The 24,308-nt window shown below is 62.0% G+C and carries 21 protein-coding genes and 1 tRNA gene; 9 read left to right on the top strand and 13 right to left on the bottom strand.

Features of this window, described 5'->3' with window-relative positions; genetic code table 11:
- Nucleotides 1-30 precede the first annotated feature (30 nt).
- Nucleotides 31-1,401: a S1 family peptidase gene (locus ON44_RS02355; RefSeq protein WP_157187031.1), complete on the top strand. Its 1,371-nt coding sequence runs from the start codon at nt 31-33 to the stop codon at nt 1,399-1,401.
- 52 nt (nt 1,402-1,453) lie between these two features.
- Nucleotides 1,454-2,305: an aggregation-promoting factor C-terminal-like domain-containing protein gene (locus tag ON44_RS51870; protein WP_218007506.1), complete on the top strand. Its 852-nt coding sequence runs from the start codon at nt 1,454-1,456 to the stop codon at nt 2,303-2,305.
- A gap of 6 nt (nt 2,306-2,311) precedes the next feature.
- Here ON44_RS51870 and ON44_RS02345 read toward each other — a convergent pair whose 3' ends face one another.
- From ON44_RS02345 to ON44_RS02335, 3 genes are all read right to left on the bottom strand, one after another.
- Nucleotides 2,312-3,610, bottom strand: a complete 1,299-nt coding sequence (locus ON44_RS02345) for a YhgE/Pip domain-containing protein (protein ID WP_051181364.1) — start codon at nt 3,608-3,610, stop codon at nt 2,312-2,314.
- A gap of 64 nt (nt 3,611-3,674) precedes the next feature.
- Nucleotides 3,675-4,682: an alpha/beta hydrolase gene (locus ON44_RS02340; RefSeq protein ID WP_040686092.1), complete on the bottom strand. Its 1,008-nt coding sequence runs from the start codon at nt 4,680-4,682 to the stop codon at nt 3,675-3,677.
- Nucleotides 4,667-4,984 (bottom strand): hypothetical protein, encoded by a 318-nt coding sequence (locus ON44_RS02335; protein ID WP_040686091.1) that lies wholly within the window; start codon nt 4,982-4,984, stop codon nt 4,667-4,669. Before ON44_RS02335 ends, ON44_RS02340 begins: the two co-directional genes overlap by 16 nt.
- A gap of 280 nt (nt 4,985-5,264) precedes the next feature.
- Between ON44_RS02335 and ON44_RS02330 the strand changes: the two genes are divergently transcribed.
- From ON44_RS02330 to ON44_RS02310, 4 genes are all read left to right on the top strand, one after another.
- A complete protein-coding gene (locus ON44_RS02330) occupies nt 5,265-7,580 on the top strand; it encodes an ATP-binding protein (RefSeq protein WP_040686090.1) in 2,316 nt (771 codons plus the stop codon).
- A gap of 135 nt (nt 7,581-7,715) precedes the next feature.
- Nucleotides 7,716-8,498, top strand: a complete 783-nt coding sequence (locus ON44_RS53690; protein WP_306306456.1) for a Zn-ribbon domain-containing OB-fold protein — start codon at nt 7,716-7,718, stop codon at nt 8,496-8,498.
- Nucleotides 8,499-8,616: 118 nt separating this feature from the next.
- Entirely contained in the window at nt 8,617-11,043 is a 2,427-nt protein-coding gene (locus ON44_RS02315; RefSeq protein WP_169338027.1) for an ATP-binding protein, read from the top strand.
- A 323-nt stretch (nt 11,044-11,366) separates the two neighbouring features.
- On the top strand, nt 11,367-12,038 hold the full coding sequence (locus tag ON44_RS02310) for an MspA family porin (protein ID WP_040686089.1): 672 nt from the start codon (nt 11,367-11,369) through the stop codon (nt 12,036-12,038).
- A gap of 346 nt (nt 12,039-12,384) precedes the next feature.
- On the opposite strand, the gene ON44_RS53905 is transcribed toward ON44_RS02310, so the two are convergent.
- On the bottom strand, nt 12,385-12,573 hold the full coding sequence (locus ON44_RS53905; RefSeq protein WP_245566980.1) for a MarR family transcriptional regulator: 189 nt from the start codon (nt 12,571-12,573) through the stop codon (nt 12,385-12,387).
- Between ON44_RS53905 and ON44_RS52275 the strand changes: the two genes are divergently transcribed.
- Nucleotides 12,529-12,801 carry a hypothetical protein gene (locus tag ON44_RS52275; protein ID WP_051181358.1) on the top strand — a complete coding sequence of 91 codons (273 nt, stop codon included), beginning with the start codon at nt 12,529-12,531 and terminating at the stop codon, nt 12,799-12,801. The two genes, ON44_RS53905 and ON44_RS52275, sit on opposite strands and share 45 nt — an antisense overlap.
- Nucleotides 12,802-12,838: 37 nt before the next feature.
- Here ON44_RS52275 and ON44_RS02300 read toward each other — a convergent pair whose 3' ends face one another.
- The 3 genes from ON44_RS02300 to ON44_RS02290 all read right to left on the bottom strand — a co-directional run bounded on the left by ON44_RS02300 (nt 12,839) and on the right by ON44_RS02290 (nt 16,416).
- Nucleotides 12,839-14,674: an acyl-CoA dehydrogenase gene (locus tag ON44_RS02300; protein WP_040686125.1), complete on the bottom strand. Its 1,836-nt coding sequence runs from the start codon at nt 14,672-14,674 to the stop codon at nt 12,839-12,841.
- Between the two features lie 205 nt (nt 14,675-14,879).
- Nucleotides 14,880-16,034, bottom strand: a complete 1,155-nt coding sequence (locus ON44_RS02295) for a TetR/AcrR family transcriptional regulator (protein WP_169338026.1) — start codon at nt 16,032-16,034, stop codon at nt 14,880-14,882.
- A gap of 309 nt (nt 16,035-16,343) precedes the next feature.
- Nucleotides 16,344-16,416: transfer RNA gene (locus ON44_RS02290), tRNA-Thr, on the bottom strand.
- 164 nt (nt 16,417-16,580) lie between these two features.
- On the opposite strand from ON44_RS02290, the gene ON44_RS02285 reads away from it, so the two are divergent.
- Together ON44_RS02285 and ON44_RS02280 are read left to right on the top strand one after the other, a co-directional pair.
- On the top strand, nt 16,581-17,105 hold the full coding sequence (locus tag ON44_RS02285; protein WP_040686088.1) for a hypothetical protein: 525 nt from the start codon (nt 16,581-16,583) through the stop codon (nt 17,103-17,105).
- A gap of 902 nt (nt 17,106-18,007) precedes the next feature.
- Nucleotides 18,008-18,652 carry a hypothetical protein gene (locus ON44_RS02280; RefSeq protein WP_040686087.1) on the top strand — a complete coding sequence of 215 codons (645 nt, stop codon included), beginning with the start codon at nt 18,008-18,010 and terminating at the stop codon, nt 18,650-18,652.
- A 17-nt stretch (nt 18,653-18,669) separates the two neighbouring features.
- Here the strand turns inward: ON44_RS02280 and ON44_RS49845 are convergent, their stop codons facing one another.
- The 6 genes from ON44_RS49845 to ON44_RS02255 all read right to left on the bottom strand — a co-directional run bounded on the left by ON44_RS49845 (nt 18,670) and on the right by ON44_RS02255 (nt 24,305).
- Nucleotides 18,670-19,398, bottom strand: coding sequence for a hypothetical protein (locus ON44_RS49845; RefSeq protein WP_157187030.1), 729 nt, complete (start codon nt 19,396-19,398; stop codon nt 18,670-18,672).
- Nucleotides 19,399-19,407: 9 nt separating this feature from the next.
- Nucleotides 19,408-19,836 (bottom strand): hypothetical protein, encoded by a 429-nt coding sequence (locus tag ON44_RS02275; protein ID WP_157187029.1) that lies wholly within the window; start codon nt 19,834-19,836, stop codon nt 19,408-19,410.
- Nucleotides 19,808-20,692, bottom strand: coding sequence for a class I SAM-dependent methyltransferase (locus ON44_RS02270; RefSeq protein WP_083897607.1), 885 nt, complete (start codon nt 20,690-20,692; stop codon nt 19,808-19,810). Before ON44_RS02270 ends, ON44_RS02275 begins: the two co-directional genes overlap by 29 nt.
- Nucleotides 20,685-21,869 (bottom strand): nucleotidyltransferase family protein, encoded by a 1,185-nt coding sequence (locus ON44_RS02265; RefSeq protein ID WP_040686084.1) that lies wholly within the window; start codon nt 21,867-21,869, stop codon nt 20,685-20,687. The genes ON44_RS02270 and ON44_RS02265 overlap by 8 nt, the downstream gene beginning before the upstream one ends.
- The gene (locus ON44_RS49840) at nt 21,866-22,534 is read right to left on the bottom strand and encodes a hypothetical protein (protein WP_157187028.1); all 669 of its coding nucleotides are present in this window, start codon (nt 22,532-22,534) and stop codon (nt 21,866-21,868) included. The genes ON44_RS02265 and ON44_RS49840 overlap by 4 nt, the downstream gene beginning before the upstream one ends.
- A 526-nt stretch (nt 22,535-23,060) precedes the next feature.
- Nucleotides 23,061-24,305 (bottom strand): MFS transporter, encoded by a 1,245-nt coding sequence (locus ON44_RS02255; protein ID WP_040686082.1) that lies wholly within the window; start codon nt 24,303-24,305, stop codon nt 23,061-23,063.
- Nucleotides 24,306-24,308: the final 3 nt, after the last annotated feature.

Raw genomic sequence — 24,308 nt, 5'->3', positions numbered from 1 at the left:
TACTTCGGTGCTTGGTCAGGAGGCGGCTCGATGAGGTCGGGTATTCGTACGCGGCGGGCAGCGCTCGCCTGCTGTGCCGCATTGGCAATGGCAGGTTCGATCGCGCATCCAGCGGCGGGTGCACCACAGCCCGATACCGCCCCGCTGCCGCCCGGACTGATCGCGGCCCTCGCGAGTGACCTCGGAATGGATGCACACGAATATCTCGTACGCACCGAAACCGCCCGGCGGCTGGCCGAATTCGCACAGCAGGCCCGCACCGCATTCCCGGCCGTATTCGCCGGGATCCGAATGAACGACGACCGCCCGATCGTCTCCCTCGCCGAAGGTGAGCGCGCGGCGGACGCCAAATCCATCGCCGCAAAGGCCGGATTCAGCGTGGAAACCGTCGCCGACAGTGAGCGCACCCTCGATGCCCGCCGCATCGCCTTCGAACATTGGTTATCCGGTCAGCCGAGCACCGTCGTCGACTCGATCGCCGCCTACGGCATCGACGTGGTGACCAACAGTTTCGCCGTTCACCTCGCGAATGACGTGCAGTTGCCGACCGATATCGGGCCGATCCAGTCGGTGACGGCCGTACTGCCGGAAGCCCGCTCCGACGACTCCACCGTCGGCATCCAGGCGATCGCGGGAATCGAAGCCGAAGGCGACATCATCGGTGGCCAGCCGTTCGGCATCAAGGTCGACGGAAAAGCGCACCGATGCTCGTTCGGCTTCAATGCCACCGACGCCGGCGGCAATACCGTGAATATCACCGCCGGGCACTGCGACCCGAACAACGTTGTCGAGCCATCCGCGAAAACCACTGAGCCCCAACATGTCTACGAATTCAACGATGGGCAGCTCGGCAAGGAGATCGGTGACTTCGCGGTCTCCCAGTTCGCCCCCAAGGACTACGCGATCGTGCGGATCAACGAGACATTCGCGCCGCGCTTCCGGAACAACCTGGTGTCCACCCAGAAAATGGATTCACCGGCGCAGGCGCCCGACGTGAATGTGAACGGCAGCAATGCGAGACAGTCGCGAACCGCCGGTTCGGATGTCCTGCGGATCGACGGAACCACCGAACCGGTGGTCGGAGCGGCCGTCTGCAAAACCGGCTTCACATCCGGATATTCGTGCGGGACGGTGCTGGCGGCCGGGCAAAAGGGCCTGTTACGCGGCCATGGCGACCAACCGGTCAAGATCGAGAATATGTTCTATGCCGCCCTCTGCGGCCAGCGCGGCGACAGCGGCGGACCGATCTTCGCGGGCACCAAGGCACTCGGCCTCAGCAGCGCCATCGTCACGGTGAGCTCCTCCTTCGACCTCGGCTGCGGCCACGTCCCACTGCTGCTCGGGCAGCCGATCAGCAGTGTGCTGCAAGACAATCCGGGTTTGACGATTCGGACGAACTGATGCTCATGACACCCATCGATATGGAAGGCAAATACATCTAAGGAGCGAATCGATGCTGCGCGTTGTCGCGGCCGCCATTGCGGTCAGTGCACTCATGGTTTGTGCCGGTCCAGCCGTTGCCGAGGGGTTGGGCGACAGCGTAGTCACGTTCGCCAATGCCCCGAACGACGACGCCACAACGTCCGCTGACAGTCTGGCCGATAGTGGTCCTACATCTGCCGACGGACTGAATGACAGCGCCGCCACGTCCGCCGATTCTCCCGACAACGGCGCCGCCACGTCCGCCGATTCCCCCGACAAGAGTGCCGCCGCCTCTGCAGACAGTCCGGGCGAGAGCGTCACCACTTCCGCCGCGGGTTTGGGCGACAGCGTCACCCCACCCGCCAACGACCCGGATGACAGCCTCGCCACGCCCACAGACTGTCTGGGCGAAAGCCTCACCACTTCCCCCGGCACACTGAACGACGGCGTCACCCCACCCGCCAACGGCCCGGATGACAGCCTCGTCACCTCCGCCGACGAGACCGAGGAGACCGACGACACTATCGCCGTCACGCCCGCCGCCAGCCCGCCCGACAGTGGAACAAACCCTGCCGGACTCGCGCTCTCACTGGTCCGCTTAGGCACCAGAGCCCTCGCCCTGACAGTGGTACCACTCCACCAGTTCCCAGCCTTCGATGCCGTCATCACCCACGAAAGCGGTTGGGACGTCTTCGCCATCAACCCGAAAAGCGGCGCGTACGGCCTCGGCCAAGCACTGCCCGCCGAAAAGATGCAAACCCACGGCGCCGACTGGCGCTTCAACCCGCTAACCCAAATCCGCTGGACCTACGACTACATGAACGCGCGCTACGGCAGCCCCGACGGCGCCTGGGCATTCTGGCAGCAACACCACTGGTACTGACCAGCATCAACTCTTTGCCGGTGCGCGGTGCAGTTCTTTCCGGTCGTAGTAGCGAGTGACGAAGCCTCCCACGACGAGTCCGATGACCAGGCCCAACAGCGTCATCCAGATCGCGCGGCTCAGCCCGGCGGAGCCGTCGGCGTTGAAATACAGGATGGCTCTGATGCCGAGGTAAACCTGGTGCATAGGTTCGAAATCAGCAAGCCAGGCAACGGATTTCGGGATCGCCTCGATCGGAATGGTGCCGCCGGAGGACGGCAGGCCGAGCACGATGAACAGGATGAGGTTGACCAGCAGACCGGCAGTGCCGAGCGCTGACACGATCGACAGCGCGGTGACGCCGACCGCGATGATCGCGAAGGTGCTGTAGAGGAACAGCAGCAGCGGCCGCTCGATCGGCATACCCAGCCAATGCGCGACCGCCATGAATATCCCGGCCACAACAGGCGCGGTCCCGGTGATCACGCCCCACTTCAGCAGCAGCGTCCGCAGCCGGGAAATCGGCGTCGGCGGATAGTGCACGTACCAGGGACCGAATTCGGTCGGCGCGAAACCGAGCGACGAATCGACCATCCCGTTGATCACCATGGCGCCGGTGAATCCGGCCAGCAACACCATCATCGTGTAGAAGAAAGCCGTCAGACCGCCGCCCGTACCCGACGGCAGAGGATGGAACGGGGTGGTGACCACATCGATCGGCTGGGCCAGCATCAGCCGACTCAGGCCGACCAGTTCCGGAGCCGATCCAGACGACTGCAGCTGGGTCTGCACGGTCTCGGTGAGCTGCTTGCCGACCGTCTGATTCGCTTGCGCGAGTGCGCTTCCGGCCACCGTCTGCACGACCTGCGATGAGAACGCCCCCGACCGCGGATTGGTGTACACCGTGATGATCGGCCGGCTGACATCGCCGGGCACCACGCTGGCGGTGGCGAAAATTCCGAGACGCTTGGTGAAGTCGCTCGGAATGACGATCGCCCCGTACACAGTGCCCGAGTTCAACTCTTGCTGCGCTTCGTTGATGCCGAGCACCCGCAGATCGATTTTGTCGCTCGGGATCTGCTGCACCAGCGCATCACTGATCTGCTTGCCCACATTGGTAGGCTTCCCGCCGATCAGATCCCCACTGTCCTGATCGACCAGCGCGATCGGAAAGCCGTGCAGATGCTTCGACGGATCGACCACATACGCGAGATACATCGTGGCCAGTAGGGCCATGAGCAGCGAGACCACAACAGCCGGCGCCAGCCAGACACGCACTCGCGATCGACGAGGACTCGTCTGCTCGACCTCTTCCTGGTTCGTCATGACAGCACCGTAATTGCTGGATCGAAACGAATGGGGTGATTGCCGGACTGTGTCTCAGCGGGGGTCAAGCCACAATCTGGCGGTGGAACCGGCCCAGGTCATCGATCGCGGCTCGGGCGTCGGCAAGGAAATCCGAGGCGACGTGGTGGACGTGCGGTGCGCGGTCCCAGACCTGCAGCCGTACCGGGACGTCCGCTTCGACGCAGCGGCGGGCCAGCGTTTCCGCGTCGGGCAGCAGGCATTCGGTGGAGCCGACCTGGATCAGGACCGGAGGTAGACCGGTGAAGTCGTGGTTGACCGGCGACCATGTCGGATCGAGTTCGCCATCGAGGGCGACGCCGCGCCGCGCGATTGTTTCCAGGATCCGAGTGGGTATATAGGAATCGAGGTACCGGTTGGGGTGGGCGTTTCGGGTCGTCGAATCGAAGTCGGCCCACGGTGCGATCGCGGAGATGCCGCCGGGCATCGGCAAGCCGCGTTCCCGGATTGCCAGCACCAGCCGGAAGGCGAGCCCGCCGCCTGCCGAGTCACCGGAGACGATGATGCGCTCGGGTTGAAAGCGGTGCTCGAGCAGGTATTCATAGGACTCGACGGCGTCGTCGAGTGTCTCGGTGAAATGCGCACGGGGCAAGTGCCGGTAGTCGACATTGAATGCGGGCATCCGGCTGGCGCGTCCGATTTTGGCGACGAGGCGCCGATGGGTGTTCAAACCGCCGCTGATAAAGCCACCGCCGTGGAAGTACAGCAGCGCCGAATCTTGTCGCTGCCATGGGGCGGGCAGATCGTCGTTCCACAACCATTCGCCGCGGAAGTTGCCCAATTGAACGGTCCAGCGTTTGGTGCCTTTGGGAGGCAAGAGTGCGGCAGCCGGTAGATCGATCAGTCGGCTGAGCCAGAGCGCGTGCTCGAACCGGCTGTTGCCACCTATCAGCGCCAGGGTTGCCAACCCGAATCCGACTGTGCCGCGCAGCAGCGGATGGGCGATTCGAGTTCCGATACTTGCCTGGTTGGTTGGTTCGATAAACGGTGACGATGCTTCGGGCTGCGCAACCGCCGTCACGTCCATTGCCATTGTCTGCCCGTATTCCGACGTGGCGGAATAAGGGTGGTCCAGAAGTCGCGGCGCACCGCGTCCCACACCTTCGTCAGACCCGGATGGAGTTCTCGTGCTTGCACGAGATCCGGATAAGCGGCGGGGCCGAACGAGAGCACTGGCGAGGCATCGGATGCGTCATGCACGGCGACGATCGAGATCAGCCGATTCTGGATCAATCGCCACGTCACGCGCAGTCCGTCGAATTCGGTTCGACATACGTCATCCATCGCCGACCCCCGGTTGTCGTGGATGTAGCTCGCGCCTTTGGCGACCCTCATCGATCGGGCACGCTCGGTGAGATGTCAAGGTCGACCTCCTGCTCATACTGATCGTCCGAGCCTCACAGATCCGGCACGCACAGACATGGGTAGAAACACCCACTTCTCCACCCAAATCCGCAGCTCGCGCATGTTCAGACCGCATTCGGACGCACTGATGGGTAGCGCTCGGGGCACAAACCGCATCCCGCGCGCCGGGCGATCAGGTAGCAATCGCTTCGGGAACGACCTTCGCAAACCGGGCCCTCACAGAGCCCCTGGCACGGTTAGATTAGGTCTCATGGGGCGAAGTAAGCCCACTCGCGTGGTCGGTAACCTGCCATTCGCGGTGACAAGTTTCGTCGGACGGCAACGGGAGATCCGCGAGGTCCGGGAGCTGCTCGCGACGGCTCGGTTGGTCACGCTCACCGGTGTGGGCGGTGTCGGAAAGACTCGGCTCGCCAGCGAGGTAGCGGCCGCTTCCGGCCGGTCGTTCCCGGACGGGGTGTGGCTGGTCGACCTGTCCGCCGTCGGTGATGTCGATCTGGTCGCGCAGACGGTACTGACCAGCCTGGCAATGGTGGACGTATCGAACAGGACCATCGAGAAGCAGCTCGTCGAGCACCTTGCCGATCTACAGGCGTTGATAGTGCTGGACAACTGCGAACACCTGGTGGATGCGTGCAGCGCGCTCTGCAACGTGCTACTGCGATCCTGCGCCGAGCTGCGGATTCTGACCACTAGTCGCGAGTTGCTCGGCGTCGCGGGCGAGCACGTGTACACAGTTCCGACGCTGTCGATGCCGACCCCGTACGATCCGGTGACGCTCGGGGGGCTGACTGCCTACGATGCGCCGACGATGCTGGTGGAGCGGGCTCGGGCGGTGCGCCCGGACCTGACCCTGACCGAACGTGATGCGGATGTGGTGGTGCGGGTCTGCCAGCGTGTGGACGGGATTCCGCTCGCTATCGAGCTCGCCGCATCCCGGTTACGGTCGCTATCGCTGCCCGCCGTCCTGGACCGGCTCGAGGACCGATTCTTGCTGTTGGCCGGTTCGGCCCGGGCCGCTGTGCCACGGCAGCGAACGCTGCGGGCCCTGATCGACTGGAGCTATGAGCTGTGCCTGCCGACCGAACAGCTGCTGTGGGCCCGGCTGTCGGTGTTCTCCGGTGGCTTCACCCTCGCCGCGGCCGAGGGCGTCTGCGCTGGTCACGACCTGCCGCGTGAACGCATTCTGGACCTGATCGACCATCTGGTCGCGCAATCGATCCTGGCGCCAGTACCGACCAGCGGCCCGCCGCGGTATCGGATGCTGGAAACGATCCGCGAATACGGCTCGCATCGGTTGACCGAGCGGGACGAGACCAGCGCCCTGTGCAAGCGGCATTGCGACCACTACCTCGCACTCGCCGAGCAGATCGCCGCAGCCTGGAACGGACCCGGCCAAGCGGCCGGTCTGGCCGAGTTGCGCGCCGAACGCGACAATCTGCAAGCCGCGCTGGACTGGGCGACGAGCACACCGGCCGCCGCCCGCGAGGCGCTGGCGCTGGTCACCGCCCTGCGCTATCACTGGTGCGCCGACGGGTTCCTCGGTGAGGGACGGCGGTGGATCGATAAGGCGCTGTGCACTGCCGACTACTCCGGCCCGGAGCGGATCTCCGCACTGTGGGTGGCGGGCTGGGCACGGCTGCTGCTGGGCGACATCGATGCGGCCACCGCGGCGCTTGACGAATGCGCGACGGGTGCGGCGGCAATGGGCGACCGCCACGCGCTCGGCTGGGTGAGCTGTCTGCGCGGCACGGCGGATTTGTTCCCCGGACACCTGGTACCGGCCATCGCGGCCTTCGAGCAGACCGTCGAGGATTACTCGGACGACGACGATGTGGTCCGCATGACCCTGTTCCAACTCGCCATGACCCAGGCACACGCCGGTGACCACAGCGCGGGTGCAACCGCCCGCCGCGGCATCGAACTGGCCGACCAGCAGGGCGAACGGTGGACCAAATCCTATTCACTCTGGGCCCTCGGCTACGACCAGTACGTCCGTGGCGAATACGGCAATGCGGTCCAGTCGACGCGCGCCGCCCTGGAGATCCAGCGCGAATTCAACGACCATGTCGGCGCGGCGCTGATGATGGAATTGCTGGCCTGGATCGCCGCCGCCCGCGGCGAGTACCGGCACGCGGCGCGACTGATGGGTGCGGTCGGATCGGTATGGCGGCGCATCGGCACCTCGATCGCGGCGTTCGGACCACATCTCGGCGCACAGCATTCGGCCTGCGAGCACACCCTCACCAAGTCGCTGCGGCAGGCGGAGCAGCACGCGGAAAGAGGGCACGGTGCGGCACTGGATCACGCCCACGCGATCCAATACGCACTCGATCCCAGCCAGACCGCCCAGGAGCCCGACGAGCACGAAGACACCATGCTCACAGCACGCGAGCGGCAGGTGGCCGAACTCGTCACAGAGGGCCTCAGTAACCGGCAGATCGCCGAACGGCTCGTGCTGTCAACACGCACCGTCGACCGGCACCTGGAAAACATCCTCTGCAAACTCGGCTACTCGTCTCGGGCACAGATAGCCGCCTGGACCGCGCGCACGCACCGCCTGCACTAGCCCCTCGACCGGGTCGCGATACGGACCGGTCGGCAGAAATGGGTATACCCCTGGTAGTTCTACCGTCGTGTTCGGGCGCCGAGAAGGCGACGCTTGGTGGGGACAGCATCCATGGCTATCACACCGAGGTTTCCCATGTCCGAGCAAACATACGAGTCCGGTGGCAGACCCACAGGGACCGATACCGCAATGATGATCCGGCGCTGTGGACGCTGTGACAAATTGTTCGCGCCGCTGACCGCCGAATGTTCGGCGTGTCGGTCCTGGGATCTCGAGTGGTCGCCATCGTCGGGTCTCGGTTCGATCGTGTCGTGGCGGCTCGTACACCGAAGTGTGAGCCGTCCGCACGCCCAGGTGGTGCCGTTGACCATCGCCATTGTGGAACTCGACGAGGGTCCGTGGGTGTACGCGACGATCGAAGGTGATGTCGCACCTGCCGCGGATCTGCCGGTCCGGGTGCGATTCGAGCCGCGTCCTCGGATCGATCGATTCCCGGTGTTCACCGTCTGCCGAGCGGCGCCCGATTCGGATGACAGCGCTCGTCCCGCGTCACAGCGTGTGTGTGCTTCGAACGATATGCGCCCGACGCATCGTCCCCCTGTCGAATATCGCTTCGACGCGTGGTGGGTGCGGACCTCGCTGCGCGAGTGTGAGCTCATGGAGAGCGCGAAGGCCCTCGACGCGGCGGCGAAAGCCCTGATCAGCTTTGCGATTCGATGGGCGCCGTTCGGCGGCGCCTCGGCCGGCGAACTGCTTGTGACCTTTGGCGTGACCCGTCGGCGGTTCCTGCACATGGTGGACGAGGCACTGGACCCACGGCGGACCGATAGCGTCAAGGTGCGCGGGTTGAAGCGCCATTTGCGGAACGCCTTGGCACAGGCGTGGCAGATGAGTCCCACCGCGCTCCCGACCACCTGATGTAGACACGCACGACTCGCGATCCGTTCACCTTCGTTGGCGATACGCTGACATTGTCGAAAGGTGAGCGCATGGCGCCCGGTGCTCGCGCACATCCCGAGTGGATTGCCCGCCGCTGGTGACAACGGATGATCCACTCCAGACCCGCCGCGACGCGATCGCACCCGTCACGGCCGATTCGAGCGCGTCCGGATTCGAGGACTCGTCGCAGATCCCGGTATGGGCCCCGCCGCCACCGCTGGCGGGTGGCCGCACCGGCGAGCTGCCGCTGGAGCTGACCAGTTTCGTCGACCGCCGCACCGAGACGGCCGAGGTGAAAAATCTGCTGTCCACCCACCGCCTCGTGACGCTGGCCGGGATCGGTGGCGTCGGCAAAACCCGACTGGCGCTGCGAGCGGCGGCGAACGCTCGACGCGATTTCGCAGATGGGGTCTGGGTTGTCGAACTGGCCGACGTGCGCGACCCGTCGATGCTGGTCGAAATCGTGGCGGCCACCCTTGGCCTGCTCGACCAGTCCGACCAGCCGTTGCTCGACGTGCTGGTCCGGTTTCTGAGCTCGCGGGAAATGCTGCTGGTTCTCGACAACTGCGAACAAGTGGTGGCGGCCTCGGCGGATCTGGTCGAGACGCTGTTGCTGGCCTGTCCGAATCTGCGGATTCTTGTCACCAGCCGCGAGCCGCTGGATATCGCCGGGGAAGCGACCGTGCGGGTCTCGCCGCTGACGGTCCCGGATCCCGACCACGAGCCCGCATTTCGGGGCCTGCCCAAATACGACGCCGTGACATTGTTCGCCGACCGCGCCGCAGCAGTGGTGCCGGGCTTCGAACTCTCCGAGGACAACAAGACCACCGTGGCTCGGATCTGTTCCCGGCTCGACGGATTGCCGCTGGCGATCGAACTCGCGGCGGCTCGGATGCGCGCCATGTCGCCCGAACAGATCCTGCAGCGGCTCACCGACCGGTACGCGCTGCTCACCCGCGGTAGCCGCACCGCGCCGACGCGACAGCAGACGCTGCGGTGGTGCATCGACTGGAGCTACCAGCTGTGCACACCGGTCGAGCAGCGGACATGGGCCCGGTTATCGGTATTCGCCGGCGGCTTCGAACTCGATGCCGTCGAGCAGGTGTGCGGTGCCGACCTGGCGCCGGAGAGTCTGCTCGATGCGTTGTCCTCCCTGGTGGACAAGTCGATCGTGATCCGGGAGGAGCCCGATGGCGTCGTGCGCTTCCGCATGTTCGAGACCATGCGCGACTACGGTCGGGAGAAGCTGCACGAGAGCGGCGAATACCGGGATCTGCGTCGACGCCACCGCGACTGGTACGAGCGATTGGCCCTGGATTCGGAGGCCGGGTGGATCGGCGATCGGCAGCTCCGATGGCTCGCGCGGCTCGACCGTGAACAACCGAATTTCCGGGACATGCTCGAGTTCTGCCTTGCCGAAGACAGTGCGGAGGCCGCCGAAGCCGGGCTGCGCACGGCCGCCGCCCTATACCTGTTCTGGAGCTTCCGGGGCCAGTACGGCGAAGGCCGGCGCTGGCTGGACCGCCTTCTCGCCCACCCCGACGCCGGCTCGATACCCGATCGCGTCAAAGCACTACTTGTGAGCACGATCATGGCGGCGGTACAGGGAAACCTGGAGCGCGCGGCCACCTTCGTGGAGCAGGCGCGCACGCTCGCCGAACAGGACCCCGCTCCCACCACCGAGGCGCTGGCCGCGGCCGCCGAGGGAGCCCTGGCACTGTATCGAGGTGAACACGATCGGGCGGTATCCGTGCTCGAGCCCGCCCTCGCGGTGTTCGAATCGAATACGCGAGGACATTTGTATATCTCCACGTTGTCGATGCTCGGATGGGCACACGAACTCCTGGGAGATGCAAAGCGATCAATCGAATATCGCGAGCAGATACTTTCCATCACCGAAGCGTGCGGTGAATCGCTGTTCCGGTCGACCACGCTGTGGGGGAGCGGCATTGCCGCATGGCAGCAGAGCGAGCATTCGCAGGCCGAAGAAGTGCTGCTGGAATCGTTGCGGATCAGCCGACACATACCCAGCCCCCTCGTCGCGGCGCTCGACATCGAGGCACTGGCCTGGACCGCCGACAATGGTGAACGCGCGGCAATTCTGATGGGTGCCGCGGAATACCTGTTGCGCTCCGCCTCAGGTGTCACAACTTTCTTCAACGAGCTATCCCACTATCACGACGAATGCGAGCGCAAGGTGCGCCGCACACTCGGTGACCGAGGATTCGATGCCGCCTTCCGGCGTGGCCAGGCCATGGGGATGAGCGCCGCGGTGTCCTACGCCCTGGGGGAACCGCCGACCACCGCACCACACGATTCCGCAACGACTTTGACCAGACGTGAACTCGAGGTCGCCCACCTTGTCGCCCAAGGACTCACCAACAAACAGATCGCCGCAAAACTGGTGCTCTCCCAACGCACCGCACAGCACCACGTCGAACACATCCTGAGCAAACTCGGATTCACCTCCCGCACCCAGATCGCCGCCTGGATCGTGGACGAGGCCGAGCACGAGAGTTCTTGACCGTCGGGTCGAGCCGCCCGGGGTAATCGAAACCCCTTGAGACGTAGCACAACTGGCCAGGGCCGCGACGATCTCGCCGGGCCCCGAGTTCGGGACGCGCAGTCTCGAGGCGCGACCCGTAAACGTCCCGTTTGTCGACAGGCCGGATGAGTAACAGGGCTCATGAGATCAGTTGTCCCGTAGATGCGGTAGGGTCTGCCGGAAGGTTCGAGTGCTGGTCCCGTATCGAACCTCCTGCGCGGGTAGACACTTCGAGCCCCGGTGTCGCGAGCGATCTATTTCTACGGAACAGTCTGTGTCGGTACTTATTCGACTGGAGTGGTATGACCAGGAAATTTCTCAGGATCATTGCATCGCTCACGGCGATAGTCGGTGCAGCGACTTGCATCGCCAACGCACCCGCCGAGGCGGCACCCGGCGAAGCCGGTGCCGGTGGAATGCACCTCGTCGCGGCAGTGGATATGAACAATACTGTCCCAGCCGGAGCCGATCTGGCACAAGGAATCCCGTTCGTGCACGCAGTCAAAGTGTCCGGGGATTACTCGGTGTCTGTCAGCGGCGGTCGATCCGTTCGCGATGGGGAAATCGCGATCGGATACTTGCTCGGTTGCGGCGTGGATCTCTCCCAAGGCATCTCCATCGGGATTGCGCCGAGCATCGGCGTCAGCGCGGGTATCGCACCCTCGCTCGCGTTGACCCTCGGCGATTCGACCGCCCTCACTGTCGCAATTCAACCGAGTTTCGGCGTCAATGCCGGTCTCGCCGGAGCGGTCTCGCTAACCCTCGCACCGGGGAGCGTCACGGCGGTGATAATCGGTGCGGCCAGCCTGGATCAGGACGCGGAGTACCCCTACACATTCAGTCACACCAACACGCCACTGAACATCAGCGGATGCCTGACGCCCGCATCGGCCATGCCATTCGTCACCGCGCGCGTCGACGGTATCAACGGGACCGCCCAGACAACCGGCTACGGAACAGAATTCACGTTCTAGGGGACATTGCCACCGCAAACGCCGACCTGTTTCCCGGACGTAGCGACCGCTTGGAAGGGATCCGGGCCAGCGCCGGACGCACCATGCAGGCATCGCCGGCCGCGACTGCGGCGACAGTACCCATGACCACGGACTCACGAGCAGGAACCCGAAGGATAAACCTGCCAGCAGCTGAATCCGATCAGCCGGGACAATCGCCTTCCGTCCGATCCAGTCGATTGATCCGGATCCGAGTTCAGTCGAAAGCGGATCGGACGAAGTTATTCGGGAGCGACTTCTGGTTGCTCGGCCGACTGGGGCGAGGGTTCGAGCAGCTCTAGATACCGTGCGACGGTTTCGAGTTCAGTCATGGTGAATCGCGCACTGTGGGTGTCGAGGTTGCGGGCCACGGCGGCGTATCGCTGTCGCAGGTCGTCCATCTTGGCCGGGTCCGCTTCCAGAGCACTTTGCGTCGATCGTTCGGGGCGGCGACACGGCGCAGGTAGCCAGCTTGTTCCAGGCGGTCGACGACGCGGGTGGTCGTGCTCGGCGGCAAGTGGTGTCCAGACGCGCCGAGGTTGAGACGCGGATCCAGGTGGGGCTGCGTCGGTTGGTGGCGAACTCGGTGCTGACCAACGAGCGCATCGCCAAACAAGTCGGCCTGCACTCCCAAGATCTGCAAGCCTTGAACGTCATCACCCTGTCTGAGGAGCCAATGTCACCTGGCGACGTCAGCACTGCCACCGGCTCACACCTCTCGCCAGTATTTCCGTTATGGAAATAGTCCAAAACGGAATATATCCGCACAGTGTTCCTTCGTGTCAGAATGCTGCTTCGTCGAGTTCCATGATGCTGTCGTCGATGTCGGAGATCATCGACCATTCGGCGCTCAGGTGCGGCAGCACGGTCTTGGCGAAGAACGACGCCACGGCGATCTTGCCGTCGTAGAAGGCCCGGTCCTGCTCGCCCAGATCGGAATCCAGAGCGGTGAGGGCGATTTCGGCCGCCACGATGAGCCGCCAACCGACGAGGAGATCACCGACAGCGAGCAGCAACGGCACCGCGACCAAGCCGATCTTGTACAGCTCCGTCGGCTGCTCGCGGGCGGCGATCAGGTGCTGGGTCAGTTTGCCCACCATGTCCTGCACGTCTTCGAGGGCGGTGGCGAGCAGGATCTTCTCGGCTTTGAGCCTGCCGCCGTCACTGGTGGATTCGGTGGTCTCGCGTACCTTGCCGGCCACGTGCGCGAGTGCGACACCGTGGTCGCGGGCGATCTTGCGGAAGAAGAAGTCCTGGGCCTGGATGGCGGTGGTGCCCTCGTATAGCGAGTCGATCTTCGAGTCGCGGATGTACTGTTCGATCGGGTAGTCCTGCAGGAAACCCGAGCCCCCGAAGCACTGCAGGGATTCGGTCAGATACTGATAACCCCGCTCTGATCCGACGCCCTTGACGATCGGCAGCAGCAAATCGTTCACACGCGCGGCCAGTTCGGCGTCGGCACCTGAAACATGCTGGGCCGCAACGGTATCCTGATGGGCGGCGGTGTACAGGTAGATCGCGCGCAGTCCCTCGACGTAGGCCTTCTGCATCATCAGCGAGCGCCGCACATCGGGGTGGTGGGTGATGGTCACCTTCGGCGCGTTCTTGTCGGCGCTCTGGATCAGATCACTGCCCTGCACGCGAGTCTTGGCGTACTCGAGGGCGTTGAGGTAGCCGCTGGAGAGAGTGGCGATGGCCTTGGTGCCCACCATCATCCGGGCTTCCTCGATGACCTCGAACATCTGCGCGATACCGTCGTGAACCTCGCCGACGAGATACCCGATGGCTGGTGTGCCATGCCCGCCGAAGGTCAGCTCGCAAGTCGCGGACGCCTTCAAACCCATCTTGTGCTCGAGGTTGGTCACGAAAACACCGTTGCGGTTACCGATCTCACCGGTCTGCGGATCGAACCGATACTTCGGCACCAAAAACAGGCTCAGCCCCTTGGTGCCGGGGCCTGCACCCTCGGGGCGGGCGAGGACCTGGTGGATGGTGTTCTCGAACAGGTCACCGCAGTCGGCGGAGGTGATGAACCGTTTGACGCCCTCGATGTGCCAGGTGCCGTCAGCTTGCGGAATCGCCTTGGTGCGCCCTGCACCTACGTCGGAGCCGGCGTCCGGTTCGGTGAGCACCATGGTCGCCGACCAGTTGCGCTGCATCGCCAGTTCCGCCCAGTGCCGCTGCTGCTCGGTGCCGAGGCTGTGGACGATGTCGGCCATGACGGGCCCGCACAGGTACATGTACGCCGCGGGCTGGGCGCCGAGGAGGAACTCGTTGATCGCCCACGCCAGCATTCGCGGGGCGGGCACCCCACCGATCGCCTCGGCCTTGCCGACCCGCCACCAGTCGCCGTCGTACCAGGCGCGCACGGATCGCTGAAGCGAATCGGGCAGCCGCACCGAATGCGTGGCCGGGTCGAACACCGGCGGGTTGCGGTCGGCGTCGGCATAGGACTCCGCCACCGGTCCCTCGGCCAGGCGCGCCGCCTCGACCAGCATCGACCGCACGGTCTCGCCATCGAGGTCACCGAACTGCCCCGACTGCAGGACCGCCTCGAGACCGAGCACCTCGAACAGATTGAACTCGAGATCACGCACGTTGCTCTTGTAATGCCCCACCAGCACTCGCCTTCGCACAGGCCCGGCCTGCAGCCGGGCGAGATGATACGCGCGCCCGCCGAGCGCCCGGACATCTCAGGCAGCTCGGGAGCACCGTTAAGTTACTCGACGCTAAGCTACAGTCTGATGACGCCAGCCAGCAATAGCCCAAAAAGGTCAGTAAGTTAATGAACGATAAATTTCTGGGAACAGCGCTTACCCTGGATCAGGAGCGGGTGCGGCCGGAGAAGGCGATCGCGTCGCCCACGGCCACCAGAGCCTCGACGATGTCACCTCGGCGGCTCAGCCGCGGATTGCGTGCCGCGTCGATGACAACGGTGGTAACCGCCTGGATGGACACTCGCGCCGTCGGCAACGACAGCTCGGGACGCACAGTCTGCAGCATGCGCGCCCAGCGGATGACGCCGTCACGGTGTGCTTGCCGGTAGCGCTCGGCCAGATCCCGCGGCAGATGCGCGACCTCGCTGACCGTCGTCCCCATCAGATCGGGCTGCTCGACAGCGAAGCGCGCGAAATAGGACAGCAGCAGCAACAGCGACTGACGTGGATCGTCACCCTCGGTCAATGCCCGCGACATGTAGAGGCGAATCCATTGATCGTTGCGATCGATAATCTGGTTGAGCAGCTCCGCCTTACCGGCGAAATGGTGGTACAAAGCAGGCCCACTCACCCCGACCGCCGCGCCGATGTCTTCGATGCTCACCGCGGCGTACCCTCGCGTATTGAACAAGCGCGCGGCAGCGACGATCAACCGTTCCGGTCGCACTCCGCGATCGAATTCGACGTCACCGGTCACCCATGCTGCCCGCGCCGCGCGCCTCTCCGAGGCCACGCCGGTCGGTAGCCGGACGTCGATCGTTGCGGCCACAGCGTTGTCGAGCACCTCGGCGAACAGCGGCCCCGGCAGCTCGACCCGATGATAGGACGGACTGACCGCGACCGACAGCACACACCAGCTCAGCAATTCCACATCGGCCGGGGCGAGGTCGGGGCGGCGTGCGCGGATCGCGGTGCGGAGATAGCAAGTCAAACGCACCGCACGCGCGAGCACTCCCATGCGATCCGTCGGCAGCAAGTTGCGGAACTCGAGCTGCCACAATCGCGGCAGACCCCGCAATTCCAGCGCGACCCGCACCAACTCGGTCAGCACCGATCCCCCCGAAGGGTCGGCGCGGTGGGCGTTGTCGAGCCGCGCCACGGTGACGTCCAGACCATCGAGCAAACAGTGTCCGAGCAGTTGTTGCTTGCTGCGGAAATGTCGATACAGCGCGGTGGAGGTGATTCCGACCGCCGCGGCGATGTCAGACATCGAGGTGCCGTGATAGCCGTGCCGGGCGAAGGCCTCGCTCGCCGCGCGCACGATCGTAGCGCGACGATCGCGCGGTCGGCGGCGGACAGATGATCGCACGGGCTGGCTGGTGTCCATCATCGACCAGTCTCCCAGGCAGCTCCGGATCCGCGACGGCCAGCAGGCTGGGCAGGGCGGCAAGTCCAGCGATCGCGACAACCGTCAGGAATGGGTCGTGAATCCGGACGCCCCGTTGAAAGCGGCGAGGAAGCCATCGCGAACGTAGGTCATGGGGCTCAATGGAATGGCGCCGAAAGCGTCTCGAGCAAATCTGAGACTCCAAAAAATAGGCCCAGCCTGCACGTATAGCAAAAGATATTGAGCCGCCTGGGGGAATCGAACCCCCGACCTTTTCATTACGAGTGAAGCGCTCTACCGACTGAGCTAAGGCGGCGTGCCTTTCGGCCACGCGAGTCTATCGTCTCGGGGCCGGATAGCGAAACGAGCAGGTCATCGCAGCACGATGGGCAGACTAGATGGCTGTGTGCGGTCCCTTCTAGGTCGGACGTATACCCGCCTGGTCGAGCATTGAGGCAGGTCGAACCCCGACCTTTCACTATGGGCGAAGCGCTCTACCGACTGAGCTACGGCGGCGCGGCGACCCTATCGTCTCGGCAGCCGGATCGGGCTCTGGTCGTCGGCGACGGGTTGTCCGCGTCGGTCGCCCGGGTCTGGCAGCAGGTCGGAACCGGTGTGCCGACGCTACTCGAGGTCGCCGGCCTGCCGGACCCCGAAGCGGCGGATATCGACCTGCCGCTGATGCAGGCGGTCGAATCGCGGCTCGATGACCTTCTCTCAGTGGGATTTTCGCTCGAACAAGCGGAGTACGACGGCACCGGAACCCCGACCGGAACCGTTCTCACCACGCGACGAATTCAACTCGGCATTCGGCCGATTGGCCGTCGCCTGCAGCCGTGCCACCCTCGGGCTGCTGGTCGTGGCCCGGAATCGGTCGGCTCCTCGGCGAGCCCTGGAACCCGCTTCGGCGAGCCCGGCAACCGCCAGTTGCCCCGCCAAACCCACCAACGCATCCTCAAGACCTTCGCGCGTGGGACTCTGACAGTCACTACCGAGAAGGACTGAAGCAAGTGGTCGCAAAACAGCCGTTGTTTCGCCCACGGTATCCATAGGTAAGAATTCGCACGATCGCGCGCCGGCCTTTCGGACGACCAGCGCGCCCATCGGCAATTGGATCGAGCGTGCCACCACGGCCTGTTTCCATTCCGGCGTCTCCGAAGCTGTGGCGGGCTATTGGATGGCGGCAAGCCGCGCAGTGCGCGAGCGATCGCAGCGTGACAGATAGGACAACTCGGAGCCGCGCTTTACAAGCGCATCGCCACGTGGGCGAGCACCTGAATAAGATGGGTACCAGCCTGGGCACGGCGGTGGAGTTTCTACGACAGGACGGTTCGCTCGTTCAACAGCCGAGTGATTCCTGGTCCCCCGAAAGATGGCCGAATAGCGCGGGGTCGCACGATAGGAATTACTCGTCTGGACGAGGTCGCCTTCGCGTACCTCCCGTCACATCGGGCCGTCCCGGCTCCGTACAAGCGCCTCTGTCCGGACCGGACATGAATCCGACCCTGGTGAGCGGCGGTTTTGTGTCGATACCGGTTGACTTCACAGGGTTCCGGAAAGCTAAGATTCGACAAGTCGGTTCGAGAGATCCGGGGATGGAAAAATGCATGAATTCCATCCAACGGTTGAAAGCTACATGCGCCCGAGGCAGAAAATCCACTCGGTCACCTGTGGTCCGAGTTTGTGCTGATCGATACCGTCGCACCTCAGCCCGAAACCTGGAGTTCCTATTGTTTCCGAATATCGACAGATGCAGCACCGATCGAGCGGTCACGTTTATTGCGCGACATCTGCAGCAACAAGCATATGCTAATACCATCGATTGCGCGACGACACCTGTCGATATCGGTACAATTAGTACACTATCCGACATTTCGGTATACAGCCAGAACAATGAGGACGGAATAATGCTGGCGATACTGAAGTACATCGGACACGGCAACCGCCGACTGCTCGATATAGGCTGTGGCAACCCAGAAATGAGTAACTCGGCCAACCTACTTCTGAACTGGGGCTTTTCCGGTCGCCTCGTGGACATATCCGCCCGCCGTGTCAGGAGATCTGCCCGATTCTATGCATCACGACCGGAGACTCGGTGGGCGGATATCCAGATCCTGCGCAGCAAGGTCACAGCTCGAAACGCCGAAGAACTATTCGGCGACCAGCCGATCGACATCTTGATGCTCGATATCGATAGCTTCGACTACTGGGTCCTGAAGAGTTTTGATTTCAACTTGCCGCGGCTTATCGTGGTCGAATTTCAAGAGATCTTTCAATACAGCACTTCGGTTGCAGTGGATCCGAACTCCGACGAAGTCGGCCGATCATGGTATTTCGGAGCTTCATTACGAGCGTATTCCAACTTACTGGAGCCGCGTGGCTACAGCCTTGTCGCAATCGACAATGGCGGCTTCAACGCGTTCTTCGTTCTCGACTGCCCGAATGGCATAAGAACAATCGATCCCACGGAACGACTGCTCCATAAGGCGTCCGACTCTTTCAGAACTGCACGTATCGAGCTTGCCAAGAAACAGCGCTGGATCGTCGTATAGTGCGTGGGGCACCTCCCTCAGCGGTGCCCGCTCATGCCAGGCCATCTGCTTGAACTCGGGGCCGCGAGCCCCGCTGCATCGACGCGAACCCATATGTGCCCCATCAGCTCGCTCAGGTTTCCGCGGTAGCTACTCGATTTTGCGGCAGCGACGTCTACCCCTGCGCCAGATAAACACGCTATCAAGTCCCGGAGTAAGTGCGCCGGAAAGTCATGATCGGCACAGCGGAACGTTATGGCCACGATCCCAGCCGTTGGTGCTGATTGCAGTGCAACGCGCTCACGGACGCTGAACGCCACATCAACGACAAGATCCGCAGGCACATCAGCACAGAAATCCAAGTTGATGATCCATGGAGAATTGAAGTCACAGCTCCCTGCGGTGAGAACATTGCCACTTCGCAAGTCCTCACAGATATCTTTTATCGAATAGCGAACATCTTGCCACCCGAACACGCTGTGGAGATTCGCCACCATCACCGGCACAAAATGAAGATGTATTTCATACACGAACACCGACCGCAAATTATCGGCAAAGAGCTCGACATCGCGAATCCATGGAGAAGATAAACCGACGTAGTCAAGCTTGCCGAACCGATTGCGAATTCTGCGCAACTCGACGGCCAGTCGCAGATTCCGGCGGATTTTGCCTACGGATAGAAACGGCTCTGACGACGTCTCGCCTTCGATTCCGGCGGCCAGCGCAGATCGTATGTACCTAACTGCAGCGAGGGATGATGCGAACATTGGCGGCTTTCAAATCAGGTGGGCAAACCAATAATTATGCGACAGGCCACGGACGGGCGTATACAACAAGCTGCTGACCACCTGTTCCGATAGAATCTCATGGGTAAGATATTCACGACTGATTTCCGTAAGGCATCTGCAGCCATCCGCTGTCGGCGTATCGATGACGAGCTTTTCGGCAGGGCCGTCGATCAGCCCCTCGGCCAAACGTCCCAGCACCCATTGAAACCCACGGTGGCACGCGGAAACCGACACCGCAAAGTGGGCCCCTGCCACATCCGCCAGCAATTCGACACACTGACACAACCGTCCAGGCTGATCCAACGGACCACTTGTATCAGTCGACCCCAGTGCCCGCACCAGGCGGTAAGTCATGCCACCGTCTTGGAGACTATCCACCCGCGACTGTTCAAATACAAAATGAGAGTGAAGTGCCACGACGACTCCATTGGTTCTCGAGCGGATCCGCAGCACCGCACGGTGGCTGGTCGCCGGGCATCGCCGATCGCCCACCACTTTCGCCACAGTATCGGGTAAGGTTGAACACCTTGCGTACGCATATCTCGTCGCTGGTTCTATGCCCCGAACGACCGACGAAGGCCGATACCGTCTCTCGGTACATCTCGATCGTGTCGGTCGACCAATCGAACGATTCGGAGAACTTCCTCGCGCACACGTCAGCTATAACATCGGCGATTCGAGCCGTATACATCCAGCTGCCGACACATGTGGTCATTTCAAGACTGAATCGCTGAAGTATCCCCGACGGTATGCTATCGAATCCGATTCGCTCCTCGGAGCGCTCCACCGACCGGTTCAATGACCGCGGTAACGCAAACCGAACATACTCGAACAGATGACTATCCATACCTTCGTAAAGTGTGCAGCCATAATACAGCCTTCCGCCGATCACAAGCACGCGGTCGATCTCCTCTAGGCAAGCCTCGAAGGCACTGCTGGACAGAAGCTGAAACACGGAAACGACGAGAACAGCGCCGAACGAGTCGGTAATGAACGGCAGCTGTGCGACATCACCGCGCACCGTAGGTACTGGGCAACCGCTTCTGTTCTTGCCACGATACTCCCGTATCATCGCCGTCGACAGATCCAGTCCAATTGCTCTGCCTGATAGTTCGAAACGAGATAGAAAGCGACCGTTACCGCATCCCAGATCGAGGATTGCCCCCGGACATTCATCCAGTATTGTAGACGCTACACCTGCACTGACCTCATCTGGGATATGCCGAGTTGCGGTGTAGTCGGTCGATTTCGGGTCATATTCGAAGCTATTCATTGCTAGCCGCCAAAAACTCTGACACTGCCTGTTGTGGCGGGAATATGGTGCCCATCGGTGAGGTTAAGCCGATATCGCCATTGCTCCGTCTCACCCATTCGACGGCACTGGATACGGCGTCGGCGTCCAATTCTCCCTCCAGCCAGGTCGTTACACCCGCCTGCGCCGACGGACCCATGCCAAATATTGACTGTATGCCGTGTATCGGCAGGAGAGCACGACGGGAACACCGGTATATCTCCGGGAAAAGACCTACGAGTGCCTCACGTCGCCCGAGCAGATGTAGGTCCATCGCAGCATCGACCATCGAACTATGACCAGCGGCAACAGTCAAAAGGGACATGATGAGCTCGGATGAGCGTGCCTGTGACAGAACGGACGACTGCAGCTCGCCGGTGCCCCCGGTCAAGAAATGGAAGTCCGTGTAATCGCGAAGCTGGTACCATCCATAACGACTCTTCCATTCACACGATTGAATCAGCAGGTCATATGCGGATGATCCCGGCTCGACCGATTCATCGAGATTGGCCAAGCAACCACCGGCATAGCCCAGATGTACAGAACCGACATGTAGTTCGACAATTACAGTCTCATTTGCCGAGACCGGCACAGCACACTTGAATACAAAGCCCTTCATATTCCATTCGTCAAGCGAACAGGGCGCGCGATAAATCTTGGCGTTCAGCTTTCCCAACTCTGCTACCGCTGCCCGAAGACCGTCCGGCCGCTGAATGTGGATATCAATGTCACGATAGGATCGCAAAGCCGCATCCGGGTAATATCGAGCGAGCCTTCCCCCCTTGATAATGCGATATATCACATCATCCGCGTCAAGTGCGCCGGCGATGCTGTCCTCGACATCTCGCACATACTTTTGTCTCAGCGCCAATCGCTCCGCGGACGCCTGCGCCGCAATAGATATCAGTCCGTCACATCTATTTCCGATCGTTGCTGCAACGGCCGGCAGCACACTGTTGTGATACGCCACGAGCAGTAGGTGGTCGAGCCCGACGCATTCGTTACTTCCCTCTAGAGCGCGATCTGCCGAGGCATAATCGCCGCAAGCTGACCAGAACAGGAACCTCTGATATTCACGCGGCAGCCTGCGAAACAGCAGACTTCCCGTCGATCGAACCGGGAAGATACTCCACGCGCCGGCCGCCGACAGTGATCTCATCTCAAACCGTTCTTCGGTCGGATCGACACAGCGTCTACGACTACGCCTCTTGCCATGAGCCGGTTGCTCAGTACAGCCCCGAATGCTCCGCAAAAGACCGTCTTGGGGCGATCTTCGAAGCGGTGAAGTAACGAATCCAGCTCAGTATGCAGGTAGTCCGTCAATCGGTCGATAAGCAAATCCGTCTCCGACCCGCTCAGCATGTTGAGTTCTTTGCGAGTCCTCCCAGTGAACGCACATGCGAGATCATTGGTCCCAACGCAGATAGTAGATGGACGCGGGGACGTGTCACCGAAAGAAATGGATGAGAAGGGTGTCTCGACGACAATTCCCACGCCCGGGCGACCACAGTTCAGACTGCCGATCTCATTTGCGATTTCCATGGCCGATATCACCTGGGACTCGTCCTGATACATAGGGACGACGAGAGTCAAGTCCGTACCGGGGTACCTGCGCACCGCCGAGATCAGACCCCGAATGTGAATTTCATAGAACTTGCTCAGCACGTCCGGACTCGGCGCTGCGCCCTCCCGGCCGTCGAGGACAGCGCGCTCCTCCTCCCATCGGTAGAGTGGAAGCCTGATGTACAGCGGCAGGTGCTCCGCCTCTGCGAGCTCGAGGGCCGGAATGAGCGCATTCTGAACGGCTCCGGTGATCGACCGCACGGACTCGCGTGGTAGACCTCGGCCGAGCTGCCGCAGCGCGTAGGATCTGTCAGTCGACGTCAGCAGTCTTTCCATTCGAACAGGACCCAGCCCAATATAATCGGAATGGAGGAGAGCTCGTCTGTCGAATCCATGAAATCGGTCCATGGCGAGCATTGCCGACACCGTCATTCCCTGGGTTGCGCTGTGTATCGCGTGCGCGCTGGATTGGAACCCCATGAGAGCTGGCTCAGATCCGCTGAACGGTTCCACCAGACCGTTCGGATGAATGACGTAGCAACTCCCGGGCCGGACAGTCATACTGCCCGTGGCCGAGCGTACGGCCCGCGCCCCGGACAGTAGGCATTCGGTTGTGAAATGGTCCGAAGGAAACTCGTTTGAAACTTCCAGAAAGTCGACGAGGTGGGTATGTTCAATGCCAACATTCACGTGTCCCGCCACGAGAATTGTCTGGACACCTAGCTTCCTAGCCTTGACGAGATCAAACTCGTTAGCGCAACTGACGGCCACCGACTCGAGATCCGTGTCATATTGTTGCAAATTCCTCATTGTTTTTCTCACTTCGTATTACGGCAGCCAGAAACGCGGCGGTAATGAGAACATTCACTACGGACAACGTGGCGAACAAGGTGGTCGAATGATTCGAACCTATTGCCATGCTGGCCAAAGAGACGATCGCTGAAGAGGCTATCCAGGTAAGACTTCCCAACGATGCCATGCGGCCTATCTCATTCTTTGGGAAGTCTTTGAACATCTGCTGCGAGAATAGGATACGGCTGACCGCACTCTGAAAACCGCTGATCGTTGCCACCGGTATCAGTAGCACCGATGTCGGAGCTAAAGCGAGGATCGCCATTATAGGAATCTCCAGAAATCCCGACCCGACAGAGAGAGACAGTCTCTGGCGGAACTTGATCCGTTTCGTGATGACTGCTCCGACGATCGCACCGAACGCGAAAGCTGCGCCCTGCACCCCCCAACGTACGGCAGCATCCGAAACACCCAACCGCTGACTGAGGATCACAGGGGTGAAGATTAGATACGGGTGAACCACCACGATGTTCGTGAGAAGTTGATAGAGAATACTGAGCTGATAGCTCGGCCGGCCATGTAGGGGCCCTAGAACCCCTCCTATCGCCGGTCTTCGGCTGGCGATATCCTCCCGCCGATCGACCTCCTGATAGCTATGACGATTCAAAAATACTGCCATCAACATCGCCAGAAAACTGGCTCCATTTATGGCTACCAGAATTCCTGCACCAACGGCGGCCATAAGAACTCCGCTGAGCCCTTGCCCCAGGAGTTGAGAAACACTTCGATACAGCGTGGTTTTCCTCGCCGCTTCCTCCAGCCACTGGTCGTCGGCGGCTATTATGGTGAGACTGCGGGTCACGGCAGGCGTTGATATCGCAGCCAGCGCAGTAAGAATAGCCTGCAGTCCGATTATCAACATGATCCGCGACTGATACAGGTGCGAGAATGCCGCATAGGTAAAGCATGAGAGGGCTAGAACGGATTGCGTCGCGAGGAGTTTAGAATAGAGGCCAGCGCGGTCGACCACGCTCGCAAGAGACAGTGTTACAAGGAATGGAAGTACCTGACCAATAAGAAAGATCGTGGCGAACCACCGTTGATTGCTTCCGCTGGATTCCAACATCGTGTATGCAATGATGTTGGGCATTAGATACGTGCCGAAACTCGAAACAAACATTGCCGCGAGGAAGAACCGCAGGCGGCCCGTCGCGTGCGGACGGCGGATGCGCTCATTCATTTT

The sequence above is a fragment of the Nocardia vinacea NBRC 16497 genome, assembly GCF_000308835.1.
GTDB lineage: Bacteria > Actinomycetota > Actinomycetes > Mycobacteriales > Mycobacteriaceae > Nocardia > Nocardia vinacea.
The sequence above is the reverse complement of the archived record's forward strand: the minus strand, read 5'-3'. Positions and strand labels throughout refer to the sequence as shown.

What these genes read in the sequence shown, in the direction of transcription:
- ON44_RS02355 (WP_157187031.1), top strand. Translation starts at nt 31, where the DNA reads ATGAGGTCGGGTATTCGTACGCGGCGGGCAGCGCTCGCCTGCTGTGCC.
- ON44_RS51870 (WP_218007506.1), top strand. Translation starts at nt 1,454, where the DNA reads ATGCTGCGCGTTGTCGCGGCCGCCATTGCGGTCAGTGCACTCATGGTT.
- ON44_RS02345 (WP_051181364.1), bottom strand. Translation starts at nt 3,610, where the DNA reads ATGACGAACCAGGAAGAGGTCGAGCAGACGAGTCCTCGTCGATCGCGA.
- ON44_RS02340 (WP_040686092.1), bottom strand. Translation starts at nt 4,682, where the DNA reads ATGGCAATGGACGTGACGGCGGTTGCGCAGCCCGAAGCATCGTCACCG.
- ON44_RS02335 (WP_040686091.1), bottom strand. Translation starts at nt 4,984, where the DNA reads ATGAGGGTCGCCAAAGGCGCGAGCTACATCCACGACAACCGGGGGTCG.
- ON44_RS02330 (WP_040686090.1), top strand. Translation starts at nt 5,265, where the DNA reads ATGGGGCGAAGTAAGCCCACTCGCGTGGTCGGTAACCTGCCATTCGCG.
- ON44_RS53690 (WP_306306456.1), top strand. Translation starts at nt 7,716, where the DNA reads ATGTCCGAGCAAACATACGAGTCCGGTGGCAGACCCACAGGGACCGAT.
- ON44_RS02310 (WP_040686089.1), top strand. Translation starts at nt 11,367, where the DNA reads ATGACCAGGAAATTTCTCAGGATCATTGCATCGCTCACGGCGATAGTC.
- ON44_RS02285 (WP_040686088.1), top strand. Translation starts at nt 16,581, where the DNA reads ATGGGCGAAGCGCTCTACCGACTGAGCTACGGCGGCGCGGCGACCCTA.
- ON44_RS02280 (WP_040686087.1), top strand. Translation starts at nt 18,008, where the DNA reads ATGCTGGCGATACTGAAGTACATCGGACACGGCAACCGCCGACTGCTC.
- ON44_RS49845 (WP_157187030.1), bottom strand. Translation starts at nt 19,398, where the DNA reads ATGTTCGCATCATCCCTCGCTGCAGTTAGGTACATACGATCTGCGCTG.
- ON44_RS02270 (WP_083897607.1), bottom strand. Translation starts at nt 20,692, where the DNA reads ATGAATAGCTTCGAATATGACCCGAAATCGACCGACTACACCGCAACT.
- ON44_RS02265 (WP_040686084.1), bottom strand. Translation starts at nt 21,869, where the DNA reads ATGAGATCACTGTCGGCGGCCGGCGCGTGGAGTATCTTCCCGGTTCGA.
- ON44_RS02255 (WP_040686082.1), bottom strand. Translation starts at nt 24,305, where the DNA reads ATGAATGAGCGCATCCGCCGTCCGCACGCGACGGGCCGCCTGCGGTTC.